At 56.2% G+C, this 12,364-nt stretch carries 11 protein-coding genes; 7 read left to right on the top strand and 4 right to left on the bottom strand.

The features are described from left to right. Positions 1–14: 14 nt before the first annotated feature. Positions 15–848, top strand: coding sequence for a transporter substrate-binding domain-containing protein (locus tag AC2TDA_RS15925; RefSeq protein ID WP_480879663.1), 834 nt, complete (start codon positions 15–17; stop codon positions 846–848). A 55-nt stretch (positions 849–903) separates the two neighbouring features. Beyond that, positions 904–1,785: an amino acid ABC transporter permease gene (locus tag AC2TDA_RS15920; protein ID WP_480847236.1), complete on the top strand. Its 882-nt coding sequence runs from the start codon at positions 904–906 to the stop codon at positions 1,783–1,785. A 352-nt stretch (positions 1,786–2,137) separates the two neighbouring features. Here the strand turns inward: AC2TDA_RS15920 and AC2TDA_RS15915 are convergent, their stop codons facing one another. The 3 genes from AC2TDA_RS15915 to AC2TDA_RS15905 form a co-directional block, all read right to left on the bottom strand. Continuing rightward, a complete protein-coding gene (locus AC2TDA_RS15915) occupies positions 2,138–2,455 on the bottom strand; it encodes a non-heme iron oxygenase ferredoxin subunit (RefSeq protein ID WP_480879662.1) in 318 nt (105 codons plus the stop codon). 3 nt (positions 2,456–2,458) lie between these two features. Further along, complete coding sequence (locus AC2TDA_RS15910; protein ID WP_480879661.1) at positions 2,459–3,415, bottom strand: fatty acid desaturase family protein; 957 nt, start codon at positions 3,413–3,415, stop codon at positions 2,459–2,461. Between the two features lie 155 nt (positions 3,416–3,570). Further along, positions 3,571–4,656, bottom strand: a complete 1,086-nt coding sequence (locus AC2TDA_RS15905; protein ID WP_480879660.1) for a hypothetical protein — start codon at positions 4,654–4,656, stop codon at positions 3,571–3,573. A 96-nt stretch (positions 4,657–4,752) separates the two neighbouring features. Here AC2TDA_RS15905 and AC2TDA_RS15900 point away from each other — a divergent pair, with 96 nt between their 5' ends. Then, a complete protein-coding gene (locus AC2TDA_RS15900; protein ID WP_480879659.1) occupies positions 4,753–5,682 on the top strand; it encodes a LysR substrate-binding domain-containing protein in 930 nt (309 codons plus the stop codon). A gap of 96 nt (positions 5,683–5,778) precedes the next feature. After that, a complete protein-coding gene (locus AC2TDA_RS15895; RefSeq protein WP_480879658.1) occupies positions 5,779–6,822 on the top strand; it encodes an aromatic ring-hydroxylating dioxygenase subunit alpha in 1,044 nt (347 codons plus the stop codon). Positions 6,823–6,851: 29 nt separating this feature from the next. On the opposite strand, the gene AC2TDA_RS15890 is transcribed toward AC2TDA_RS15895, so the two are convergent. Continuing rightward, positions 6,852–7,640 carry a phytanoyl-CoA dioxygenase family protein gene (locus AC2TDA_RS15890; protein WP_480879657.1) on the bottom strand — a complete coding sequence of 263 codons (789 nt, stop codon included), beginning with the start codon at positions 7,638–7,640 and terminating at the stop codon, positions 6,852–6,854. 321 nt (positions 7,641–7,961) lie between these two features. On the opposite strand from AC2TDA_RS15890, the gene AC2TDA_RS15885 reads away from it, so the two are divergent. Genes AC2TDA_RS15885 through AC2TDA_RS15875 form a run of 3 tightly spaced genes read left to right on the top strand, consistent with a single transcriptional unit; the run spans position 7,962 to position 12,364 of the window. After that, entirely contained in the window at positions 7,962–9,236 is a 1,275-nt protein-coding gene (locus AC2TDA_RS15885) for an FAD-dependent oxidoreductase (protein ID WP_480879656.1), read from the top strand. A gap of 13 nt (positions 9,237–9,249) precedes the next feature. Further along, positions 9,250–9,507, top strand: coding sequence for a sarcosine oxidase subunit delta (locus AC2TDA_RS15880; RefSeq protein WP_480847248.1), 258 nt, complete (start codon positions 9,250–9,252; stop codon positions 9,505–9,507). Then, the gene (locus AC2TDA_RS15875; RefSeq protein ID WP_480879654.1) at positions 9,494–12,364 is read left to right on the top strand and encodes a 2Fe-2S iron-sulfur cluster-binding protein; all 2,871 of its coding nucleotides are present in this window, start codon (positions 9,494–9,496) and stop codon (positions 12,362–12,364) included. Before AC2TDA_RS15880 ends, AC2TDA_RS15875 begins: the two co-directional genes overlap by 14 nt.

Genomic DNA, 12,364 nt, shown 5'->3' with positions numbered 1-12,364 from the left:
CAAGGAGAACCAAGATGAAGCTTTCTCGCAGAATGCTCGGGGTTGCACTCGGTGCGGTTGTGGCAACTGGAACCGCGACCTCTAGCTGGGCGCAAAGCACAACGCAGGAACTGTCCAGTGAAAGTGTAATTGAAACAATCAAGCAGGACGGCGTAATCCGGATCGGACTGTCACTGTTTGTTCCGTGGTCGATGCGCGACAAGAATGGCGACCTGATCGGGTTCGAACTGGATGTCGGTCGCAAACTAGCTGAAGACATGGGTGTTGAAGTCGAGTTCGTACCAACCGCATGGGATGGAATTATCCCAGCACTCGTGTCGTCCAATTTTGATGTGATCATTTCCGGCATGTCGATGACTGCGCAGCGAAATCTGACGATCAACTTCACTGACCCCTACGCCTATTCAGGACTGGCCATCCTTGCCAACAAGTCGATGACCGAAGGCATGACGCTGGAGGATTTCAACAAGCCAGAAGTGACCTTTGCGGCCCGTCGCGGCGCAACTCCGGCGGCAGTGATCGCACAAAACTTCCCGGATGCGACACTGTTGTTGTTCGATGAAGACGGTGCCTCGACCCAAGAGGTGCTGAATGGCAATGCTCATGCCTCGATGGCGGCGCAACCAACCCCGAACCGTGAAGCCGGACGCAATCCCGAAACGCTGACCGTGCCTTTCGAAAACCTTTATGATCCGAGGGGCGAGGCATTTGGCGTACGCAAGGGCGACCCAGATGCCATGAACTTCTTCAACAACTGGATTGCACAGCAGTGGCGGTCGGGTTGGCTGGAAGAGCGCCACAACTACTGGTTCGCCACTGAAGAGTGGGCAGATCAGGTTGCTCAGTAACTGAAATGATCGGGGGCGGCTTCGTCGCCCCCGAACCTGACACGGAGCGTGCCCGGTGCAAAACTTCCTGAAGAAACTGAGATGGCCTGACTACCTGATCGTGGCAGTTCTGACTGTCTTTTTCGGGTACATCTGGCTGTCGATCGAAGGCACGCTGAACTACAAATGGCGGTGGGAGCTGATCCCAGGATACATCGTCGGCTGGCATTCCAGCCGCGAGGAGTATTTTGCCAACCTCCTGTTGCAAGGGCTGGCTGCGACGGTCCGCATCAGCATCTACTCGGGCATTCTGGCGTTGATACTTGGCACAATTCTGGGTGTTGCGCGGTGTTCGGCCAACCTGACGATCCGAATGCTGGCACGAACTTACCTTGAGTTTCTGCGTAACGTGCCGCCGGTCGTCGTTGTCTTTATTTTCTTTTTCTTCCTATCCCAGCAGTTGATTGATGCACTCAACCTGGAACGTTGGGCGAGGGGGATCGCTCGGCAGGAAGACAATCAGATCTGGGTGTTTTTCTTCGGTGAAATGCGTCGTTTCCCGTCGCTTGTCTCAGGCGTCATCGTACTGGCCCTGTTCGAAAGCGCCTTTGTCGGCGAGATTGTTCGGGCCGGAATTCAGTCAATTCCGAAAGGTCAGCGCGAAGCGGCACGTTCGATCGGTATGAGCCGACTTCAGGAGCTGCGTTATGTGGTCCTGCCGCAAGCGATGAAGAAAGTGGTGCCGCCCCTTGCCAATCAGTTTATCTCGCTGATTAAAGACAGCTCGATCCTGTCACTGATTTCGGTGCAGGAGCTGACCTACAAGACAGTTGAACTTGTCGCATCATCTCGCATGATCTTTGAGGCGTGGATCACCACGGCCGCCTTTTACTTTATCGTATGCTTTGGTCTCAGTCGCATCTTCGCAAGGCTCGAGAAACGGTCTGAGAAGCAATAGTAATCGCGCCCGGATGATACGGCTTTATGACTTCAGTTTATCGAGTAGCTGTCACAAAGTCCGCTTGCTGTTGTCGATGTTGGATTTGTTCTGCGCGACAGCACAGCAATCATGATTTACACTGGTGCAGAAGTATGGCGCGGCGGACTGGGTTCCGGTGACACATGATGATTACGGCGACATCCAGCAATGGCTGTCCTTTTCCGTGAACGAAGTTTTCCACTACGTTGCGACGGCTCACTTTTGCCAAATCCTAAAGTGCGCGTAGGGATTGCACGTATCGACGCCCTTCCGGGATATGTGATCATGTCTGGCTTGTCGGCCCCGCCTAAGACAAAAGGGCCGGAATCCTTCAAACCCTTACCTGCACAATGCCGTTTTCGATCCGCGTTTCAAACACTTTCATCGAACGTGTGGCAGGTGCGGAAACAGGCCTTCCATCCCGCACATCGAAGGCGCCCTGATGCAGCGGGCACTCGATGACATGGCCATCGAAATACCCGTCACACAGGTCCGCGCCGCCATGATTGCACAGCGCCAGCGAGGCAAAGACCCCGCTGGGCGTATCATAGATGGCGATCAACCGAGTTCCGATTTCAACGCGCGTAACCCAGTTCTTCTCAAGCCGGGATGCTTCAATCACATCCCGCCACGGTTTCTCCCCTGCCATGGATCAAACCCCTGCCTTTTGCTGGCGTCTGTTTCGCAAGATCTGCCGCAGAATGTCGCGATGCGCGGCGAGATATCCACCGGGTTCGACGAAGATGTGATCTTTCAGCTTCTCATGCAGTCGCGGCAAGGTATGGAAAGGTACCGAGGCCACATAGTGATGTTCCGCGTGGTAGTTCATGTTCCAGCAAAGGAAAGCCCATGGGGCGGACACCAGATTTGTGCGTGTATTCTCCGACATCTCGGCCACAGTCGGCCGTCCGACATGCTCAGTCATCCGAACAAAACGCATTACCGGCTCGCCCAGTAACAGCGGTATGATCCAGTACCAGACCAGGCCCCACCAGCCAGTCAAGGCCATGGCCAGAAAGACTGCCGCGTAGATGGCTAGCATCCTCCGCGCATCTCGATAAACGGCTTGATGTTCGACCTTGGGAATAAACCGCAGCTCAACCTCGCTGAGGCGTCCACTGGCATGACGGAACAATTCGGTGAATTTGCCGCGCCAATAGGGCAGTGCGGACAGATACAACAGGTATTGCCCAAGTGTTTTTGGCAACGGGATCAGTTCAGGATCTTCGCCTGTCAGTTGTGTGTATGTGTGATGGTCGCAATGCTCGTACCGAAAAAACCGATGCGGCAGAACAATGATAAGCCCACAAATCTGACCAACAAGATCGTTTAGCCAACGGGTCCGGAACACGGTGTAGTGCACGCATTCGTGTTGTAGCGAGAAGTGATGAACCAAAACCACCCCTTGCAGGAACATTGCGGGCCAGATCAGCCAGCTGTTCCAGGCCAGAGTTACAAGGGTGGTTGTACAGGCGAGCAAAATGACCCAAAGCGCCAAGTGACGCAGGCCAGGCCCGTTCGAGCGTTGCATGAAGTCTTTCAGTTCAGCGCGTGTTAGCTTTCCTTCGGCCAAGGCCTGAGTCAGTGGCGTAACGATTGCTTTTGACATGTGAGTTCCACAGATTTGCCGGTGCGGGGGCTTTGCCCTCATCGCATTATCCGGCACCGGAGACGGGAGTGCTCCGCACCATAGGGCCATCTCGAACAGGCTCTATTAATCCCGGATTATCGTTACACGGCGTGATTCGATCAAGCCGGGAATGGTCATCCCGTCTTGCGAAATCCGATATCCGGATCAGGATTCGCGAACAGAGCGGCCGCACAGGGATGCCTGTCCAGAATGGAAACTCCGCCCGGCAACCGATCAGCATGGAACACGCCATGGTCCCAGAATTTTACGCCGTCGATTACAATTGTCGGATCGAATGCGTTCCAGCTGATCTCACCCGGTGCGTAGGCACCACAGGTGTGAAAATGCAGGATGCGTGGATTCCCAAAGGCGGCTCCACCCCATCTTTCGAAATTATCGCGCATGTCCCAGGGATAGCCGCAGCCGGGGTGAATGCCGGCGTGCCAAGAGTGCACAAAGTTGCGGTCGATACCGAAGTGACCTGCGACGCGATCATAATGGGCGTCGGCCCGGGCTGTGTCAGTAGGATTACCCTCGAACCCGGTCAGGCGACCATTTTCCAGGATCGCGAACACGGGACGTTCGAATTCGACTGTATAGTCGTCATAGTATTTTGAACCGGTGCCCGTCAGAAATTCCAGCGCAACACGGCCCGAGAAGCTGTGGGCCGGGACCGGAGTAAACACCGACATAGGAAAGCGCAGGATCGAGGTGTCGCCCGCTGGTTCAAGGTTCATCTCTGGCCGTCCTTGCACGTCTGTGCCGAGCGGGCAGGTTATCCGCACTTCACTTGCCGTGTTCAGCACAGAATTGATTCCGGCCTTGATTTCCATGAACGCGTCATGGTGCCCGTTGGAAAACCCGGACCCGAACAACTCGCGAGTCAGTGCAAAACTTACTATGATTTTTTTCCCCTGCGGCATTTCGGAGAAACGCAGCTGGTCCCCGAGGCGGGCGAGAAAGAGGATTATGTCGGCAGCTTCGAACCGCGCCAGCAGATCGGGCGACAGATGTGGATTGTCCGGGTTGAACCCAACATCAACCGCATCCACGGACAATCCCATGGATTGCGCCACCCCAGAGACTATATCGACACTGTCCGCGTCGAAATAACCGAATTCCGGCGGTTCATAGGCGATCAGCAATCTGTCGCCGGCCGTTGCACGGGCACAGTTCAACAAAAGGTTATGCGCACCACGCTCGGGCGTTATGTCGGACATTCACGTCTCCTCCGGATTGCTCCCAGTATAGATTACGCGCGTGCCTGCCGCCTAATCCATTTGAAAGTGATTATGGCTGGCATTAGGGTGACTAATATGATTGTGAACCTGCCTTACTCCGCTCTGCGCGCCTTTGAGGCAGTCGTCCGCCATTCCGGGTTTTCCCCTGCCGCGACCGAACTGGGTGTCAGTCAAAGTGCGGTCAGCCAGCATGTACGCTCGCTGGAGGAATGGCTTGGCAGGGACCTTCTGGTGCGCGGCGCGCGGCAATCGCGCCCGACACGCGAAGGCGAGCAACTCGCTCTCGCGATATCCGAGGGGTTGGGCCGTATTTCGGATGTTTGCACCCAATTGCGAGACAAAACCCGAAACGACCGAACAATCGTGATTTCATGTCTGCCAGGCTTTGCCTTCAACTGGCTGTTTCCGCGGTTGCTACACTTTGATCTAGCCCACCCAGACCTGTCCATTTCGATTGCAACCGACACCGGACAAAACCCGTTCTCTGGGGCGGATGCCGATGTTGGCATTCGGTATGGTCTGGGGGATTACGCTGGTTATCAGGTCGATCTGCTGATGACCGAGACGTTGTTTCCGGTGTGCGCCCCATCCCTGTTGCCGAGCCTTCAGGGGATCGAAGATTTGGCGCAACACACTTTGCTGGTGGATGAGAATCTTCCCTACGGAGCGGCAAGCCCAACATGGGATTTCTGGGCACGGCAATGTGGCGTGACCTTACCCGCACCGTTGCGTACGCGGCAGCTGGGGCAATCAAATATGGTTGTGCAGGCGGCAATCGAAGGCCTGGGTGTCGCTCTTGGGCGTGAACCTCTGGTCATTGACACATTGTGCGATGGGCGACTGGTTCGACCCTTTCCCGAGATGACGCAATCGCCCTTGTCCTATTGGTTGGTACGTCCCCAAGAAACCAAAGACAGCCCGAAGGTGGGTGAGTTTCTGAATTGGATTCGTGCCGAGGTGGCTTCACAGCCTGACATTCCAGATCTTGTGCCTGCCAAAAATTAGTTTGACTTATACGAGCCATTACCAATCCGGCATGGCACATGGCCGATCTGGTGCCCATACTGGCGCAAGCCATCAGATGATATGGAGAGCTATCCAATGTACCTGAGAAACTGCTGGTATGTCGCCGCCTGGAGCAAAGACATCGGTCGCGAGCTGAAGGGTGAGACGTTCCTTGGCGAGAACGTCGTGCTGTACAGACAGCAAGACGGCACTCCGGTGGCACTGGAAGACGCCTGTCCGCACCGAAAATTGCCTTTGTCGAATGGCAATCTGAAAGGAGATCTGGTGGAGTGCGGATACCACGGATTGACCTTCGATTGCTCAGGCAAATGCACTGATAGCCCCACCCAGCGTGGCATGACTCCGCGGCGGGCGGTGGTCAAATCTTATCCCGTGGTGGATCGCTATCGCCTTGTTTGGATCTGGATGGGGGATCCGGCTCTGGCTGATCCCGACAAGATTTTCCCGGTTGAGAATTTTGATGACCCCACCTGGGGTCTGACAGATGGCGGAGTGCTGGATATTGACTGCCATTACCTGTGGATTTGCGACAACCTGCTGGATCCCAGCCATGTCGCATGGGTCCATGTGTCTTCGTTTGCGGGCGCAGGAACGGATGAGGAACCACTGAATGTTGAAAAGACTGATCGCGGTGTGATCGTCTCGCGTTGGATCGAAAACAAGCCGCCGTCGCCCTATTATGCTAAACTGGTCGCATTCGAGGGCGATTGCGACCGGTTGCAGCATTACGAAATGTGTCTGCCCGCCATCGGGTTGAACAAGTCCATCTACACCCCCGTTGGAACTGGTGGATATGACAAAGCACCAGTTGATGAGACGTTCATCAATATATCGTACAATTTCATGACCCCGATTGACGAAGATCGAACACGGTATTTCTGGTTCCAGCACCGCAATTCGGATCCCGACAATGCGGAAGTGTCCAAATTCATGAATGACGGGGCCTACATGGCCTTCAACGAAGACCGAGAGGTGTTGGAGAAGGTTCATCTGGGTATGAAACACGCCAAAACGCCCCATATTGACCTCGGGCTTGATGCAGGTGCGAAACAGTTCCGTCGCGTACTGGACCGGGCCATTGAGGCTGAAGCTCCCGAAAGCATCGCCAGGCAAGCTTGAGGAGAGGGCTGGTACCAGCCCTCTGCTATTTAAACGGCCTGGTAGATTATAGGAAACCGACCCCCGGCAAATGGCGCGCCGGGGCGCATGGTGTCGTCGTGCAGCCATTCGGTAACGGCGTCGCGCGGTTCATAAATTGCGCCGTCTACCGCGAACCGGATTGCATAACCTCGTCTGCGTCGCGTCGTGGTTCGGTTTCCCATCGCTGAATGAACCGTCATGCCGTCGAATGCCAGCGCATCACCGGGTTCCATGCTTGGATAGTGAAAGATGTCGTACTCGGCTCGGTTTGCCTCAAAATCCGGCATGTCGATGTAATCGGGGTTGTCTTTTTCCATGTAGTGCAGGAACCCACCAAGCTGATCGGTTTTGAAGGGTCGGTATTTCGCGCCCCAGGCGTGAGATCCCCGCACAAATTCCAGGGCTCCGTTGTCGGGATCTACCGAATCCAGCGCGATCCACATTGTCATGATCGGTCCTGAGACCGGCCAATATGGTTGGTCCGTGTGCCAACCGGTTTGTGTTTTGGTTCCCGGTTCTTTCACAAAGATCTGGTCATATATGAGCGAAGCCCAGGGGCTGTCTGCCACCTCGGCCACGCGCTGCCCGATATCTGAGTTGAGGCAGTAATCCTGAAAAACACCCGGCTTCTCACGCATATTCTTATAGGCAAAATAACGATCGCCCTTGGCGACTTCAGTATCGACCGCTTGACGGAGTTTGGTCAGCCAATTTTCCGACAAGATGTTTTTCAGCAGCACAACGCCGTCGCGGGCATAATCATCCTGAGTTGTTCTTAGTTCATTTGCATGTGTCATGTAACGTCCATCCACTTCGCCTCGAATGAAGAGGCGGGTTTAGAGGCAGGCGCAATGCGCCTGGGCGGCAAGGCGTTACGAGGCGGGTGAGCTGCGGCAGTTTATGATGAAACAGGGCCAAAGCGACCGCGCCGACCATTTGCCAGCGAGACGTCGATGGAACTGTTCAACGCGGAGTTTCATGATGCCGCCTTTCCGTTAACAGCTTAATTGAATTTTCCAATTAGGCCAGAAAAGAGATTGGCTTCCGTCGCCCCCATTGGTCCGCATAGAGGGGAATTAGCTTGTCCGTGGGTAAATAAATTTATTGACTGAAAATGCATGATGATAAATATTATTACCACCATGCAAAATTATTCCGTGTTCTCACTCGCCCGCAATGCGCTTTCGGGACATCGAAATTGGCCGTTGGCGTGGCGCAGCCCACCCCTGAAAGATCACTATGATGTGGTGGTGATCGGAGCAGGGGGTCATGGGCTGGCGACTGCCTACTACCTGACCAAGGAATTCGGCATCACCGATGTTGCCGTCCTGGAACGCGGTTGGCTGGGTGGCGGCAATATTGCGCGCAATACAGTGACTATTCGGTCGAACTACATGCGAGATGAGTCGGTTCCGTTCTACGTCAAGTCCGTCGCGATGTACGAAGGTCTCACGCATGAGCTGAACTTTAACATGATGCATTCGAAACGGACCATGGTGGACGTGGTCCAAACCTGGCCAAAACTGCGCGAACTGAGGCGGCGGCAGTTGGTGATGGACATTTACGGTTCGACCTATGAACAGATCACGACCGAGGAATTGCGCCGCCGTATCCCGGCGTTGACCGGGGGCGGGCCGGATGCGCGTCTGCCGGTGATCTGCGGTATGGTTCATACGGATGCGGGCGTGAACCGGCATGACGCAGTAGCCTGGGGCTACGCGCGCGCGGCTGATGCACGAGGTGTCGAGATTCATCAGCAAACGGCAGTGCAATCGCTGTTGCGTGGCACAGATGGTTCAATCGAAGGAGTCGAAACCAATCGTGGCAGGGTCCGGGCAAGCAAGGTGGTTGTTGCGGTGTCGGGTCACACGACTACTTTGACCGAGACGGCTGGTCTGAAACTGCCTCTGCGTACGATGAACCTGACGGCCTTCGTCTCAGAGCCGGTGCAGCCTCTGATCGACGTTATCGTGAACTGCCCCGATAGCGGCTTTTACTTCAGCCAGTCCGACAAGGGCGAAATGGTGATCGGCGGCGCACCCGATATGGGGCAGAGTTTTCGCCGCGATATCAAACAGAACGTCTTCGAAGACACGGTGACTGCAATGCTGTCGCTGTTCCCAAGCTTCAAAAAGCTCAAACTGATGCGGCAATGGGGCGGGCACTTGGACATTGCCCACGACGCCTCACCGATCATGGATCAGACCGACGTGCCGGGTTTGTTCGTCACCGCCGGTTGGTGGGGTGGTTACAAGGCGATCCCGGCGGGAGGTCTGACTCTGGCCCATCTGGTGGCCAGGGGCGAGCCGCATCCGCTGATGGCCTCGTTTACCATGGACCGGTTCCGCCATCTGGATTTCGTGATGGAAGCCGGTACCACCACCGCGCGATAGAGAGGACAGGATCATGTTGCTTATACCCTGCCCTTTCTGTGGCAAACGCAATGAAAGCGAATTTATCTACGGCGGCCCTGTCGGAGCCGATCGGCCTGACCCTAACGCAGTCAATGACGTTGAATGGGTCGAATACCTTACCGTGGCACCGAACCCCTTGGGGCCAGTGCAGGAAAAGTGGTGGCACGCGCGTGGCTGCGGTGAATGGCTGACGATTTGGCGCGATACCCGCACCCATGACATCGCAGAGGTGCCCGATGATGCAAAGTAACCGCCGCGCTGAAGGCGGGCGCATCAATCGAAACCGCCCGCTTCGCTTTACGTTCAACGGTAAGCATTATGAAGGCTATGAAGGGGATACACTGGCCTCAGCTCTGCTGGCCAACGGTGTCCGCGTCACCGCCCGTAGTTTCAAATACCACCGTCCTCGCGGCATCATTGGCCATGGGCCCGAAGAACCCGCAACACTGGTAGAGCTGGACGGCGAAGACGCCTCGGGCAACTGCCCAGTTACCACTGTACCGCTGCGTGAAGGGTTGAGCGCGCGGTCGGTCAATTGCTGGCCGTCGCCAGAGTTCGATCTGGGTGGCATTAACCAGCTATTTGCCCGTTTCCTCCCGGCGGGGTTTTATTACAAGACATTCAAATGGCCCAACTGGCATCTGTTCGAACCCTCGATCCGCAAAGTGGCCGGGCTGGCCGCTGCCCCTGCAAGCCCCCCTGCGTCGGGGCATTTCGAAGCCCGTCATGCCCATGCGGATGTTCTGGTTGCCGGTGCCGGGCCCGCCGGTTTGCAGGTCGCGCTTGAGGCCGGGCGCGCGGGCAAGCGCGTGTTTCTGGCAGATGAAGGAACCGAGGCAGGCGGCAGCCTGTTAAATCGAACCCTGACTATTGGCAGAAAGCCTGCGATGAACTGGGTGGCCAACACTGTGGCCGAACTGGACAGGATGGAGAACGTCACCCATCTGCAAAACGCGACCGTCTGGGCATATCGTGAACACAACCTGATGATCGTGAACGAGCGCGAACCTGGCCGCGACGGTATTCTGGAACGCAGCTGGCGGGTGCGTGCCGGAGAGGTGGTGATTGCCACAGGGGCAACAGAACGCGCCATGGTGTTTGGTGGCAATGATCGCCCAGGGGTCATGCTGGCGTCGTCGGTTCAGGCCTACGTCAACCGTTGGGGGGTAACGCCCGGGCAGCGCGTCGTCCTTTTCACAAATAACAACAGTGCTTATGCAGTAGCTGCTGATCTGACGGCTGCAGGGATTTCTGTGCCAGCCATCCTGGATAGCCGCAAAGCTGTCGCGCTAGAGGTTCTTGATCTCGTGCCGGGAATTGAAGTTCACTTCGCAACTGTTGCCAGCGATGTGCGCGGGCGGAAAGGTGTTCGTGCCGTAAAGGCGGTACCCCTAAATGGGGGTCAAGGCAGCTGGATCGAGTGCGATTTACTGGGGCACTCGGGCGGCTGGAATCCAACCGTGCATCTTTGGTCGCAGTCCCGTAGTAGTTTGCGATTTGATGAAGAATTGGCGGCATTTGTTCCTGATCAGGCGGTTCAGGCCTGTCGAACCGTTGGTGCAGCAACCGGAGATCTGGCGCTGAACCGGATCATCGAAGGCGGTACAGATCTGGCCTACGGGATTGAGCCGTTGTGGCGTGTTGACGTTCCCGGCCAGCAGGGGAAGGCGTTTCTGGATGTTCAGAATGATGTGTCGGTCAGCGATGTTCATCTGGCTCTGCGCGAAGGCTACTCAAACGTCGAACATGTCAAACGATACACCACCGGCGGTATGGGGATTGACCAGGGCAAGACTGGCAATGTCAACATAATCGGCACAGTAGCGATGCAAAAAGGCGTGCCTTTGCAGGACGTTGGAACAACTACGTTCCGCTCCCCCTATACACCAGTGTCCTTCGGAGCCATCGGTGGATTGCGTGAAGAGTCAGTGCTGTTTCCTTATCGGCACACGCCGGTGACGCAGTGGAACAAGGACAATGGCGCGGTGATGTATGAGGCCGGTGCACGCTGGCGTCGCCCGGGTTACTTCCCGAAGCAAGGTGAAGGTTTGCAAGAAGCCGTGAACCGCGAATGCCACGCTGTGCGTGAGGGTGTCGGCGTCTATGATGGTTCGCCCCTGGGTACATTCGAGCTGAAAGGGCGTGATGTCCCGAAGTTCCTCGATTTCATTTACTCCAACATCATGTCCAGCCTGAAACCTGGCGACGGGCGTTATGGGCTGATGCTGTCAGAGGATGGGCTGATCCTGGACGACGGGGTAGCGTTCCGGCTGGATGAGCACCGCTGGATGATCTCAACCTCAACCGGGCATGCGGATGCGGTGAACCAGCATATGGAAAAGCTGCTGCAGACCGAGTTCCCTGACTGGCAGGTGATGATCACCACTGTCACCAGCCAATGGAACAACGCCACCATCTGCGGTCCCCAAGCGCGCGAGGTCATGCAGGCACTTGGTACAGATATCGACCTCTCGCCGGAAGCGTTTCCCTTCATGTCTTTCCGCGACGGTACGGTTGCGGGGTTCCCCGCTCGGGTCGTGAGGGTCAGTTTCACTGGCGAGTTGTCATATGAAGTCAACGTCGCACCTCGCCATATGGCTGCGCTATGGGACAAGGTAATGGAGGCTGGCGCGCCCTTTGGCATTCTGCCGGTCGGCTCGGAATCCAGTCACGTGCTGCGGGTCGAAAAAGGTTTTCTGTCGCTGGGGCACGAGGTGGATGGCACCGTCGACGCCTATGATCTGGGCATGGGTTGGGTCATGTCGAAGAAGAAGCCTGACTTCATAGGCAAACGCTCGGTTGCGTTGCGCCGTGCAGGCGGTGGTACTCGGCGAGAGCTGGTTGGGATTTTGCCGGAAGACCCCAACCGGCAAATTCCCGAAGGCGCACCGCTCACTCCCGGAGGTCGGAAAGAAGCGACTGAGGGTCTTGTGACTGCCTGCGTCTGGAGCGTGGTGAATGACCGTTGGGTTGGGCTGGCTCTGCTGAAAAACGGCCATTCCCGGCAGGGCGAAACCGCACATGTCCGGCTGCGTGACGGGGTGATCGCGGTCACCATTACAAAGCCGGTTTTTCACGATCCTGAAGGCAAGCTGCTGAGGTCATGA

The sequence above is a fragment of the Ruegeria sp. HKCCD6426 genome, assembly GCF_057221115.1.
The sequence above is the reverse complement of the archived record's forward strand: the minus strand, read 5'-3'. Positions and strand labels throughout refer to the sequence as shown.

What these genes read in the sequence shown, in the direction of transcription:
- AC2TDA_RS15925 (WP_480879663.1), top strand. Translation starts at nt 15, where the DNA reads ATGAAGCTTTCTCGCAGAATGCTCGGGGTTGCACTCGGTGCGGTTGTG.
- AC2TDA_RS15890 (WP_480879657.1), bottom strand. Translation starts at nt 7,640, where the DNA reads ATGACACATGCAAATGAACTAAGAACAACTCAGGATGATTATGCCCGC.
- AC2TDA_RS15880 (WP_480847248.1), top strand. Translation starts at nt 9,250, where the DNA reads ATGTTGCTTATACCCTGCCCTTTCTGTGGCAAACGCAATGAAAGCGAA.
- AC2TDA_RS15910 (WP_480879661.1), bottom strand. Translation starts at nt 3,415, where the DNA reads ATGTCAAAAGCAATCGTTACGCCACTGACTCAGGCCTTGGCCGAAGGA.
- AC2TDA_RS15915 (WP_480879662.1), bottom strand. Translation starts at nt 2,455, where the DNA reads ATGGCAGGGGAGAAACCGTGGCGGGATGTGATTGAAGCATCCCGGCTT.
- AC2TDA_RS15900 (WP_480879659.1), top strand. Translation starts at nt 4,753, where the DNA reads ATGATTGTGAACCTGCCTTACTCCGCTCTGCGCGCCTTTGAGGCAGTC.
- AC2TDA_RS15875 (WP_480879654.1), top strand. Translation starts at nt 9,494, where the DNA reads ATGATGCAAAGTAACCGCCGCGCTGAAGGCGGGCGCATCAATCGAAAC.
- AC2TDA_RS15895 (WP_480879658.1), top strand. Translation starts at nt 5,779, where the DNA reads ATGTACCTGAGAAACTGCTGGTATGTCGCCGCCTGGAGCAAAGACATC.
- AC2TDA_RS15885 (WP_480879656.1), top strand. Translation starts at nt 7,962, where the DNA reads ATGATGATAAATATTATTACCACCATGCAAAATTATTCCGTGTTCTCA.
- AC2TDA_RS15905 (WP_480879660.1), bottom strand. Translation starts at nt 4,656, where the DNA reads ATGTCCGACATAACGCCCGAGCGTGGTGCGCATAACCTTTTGTTGAAC.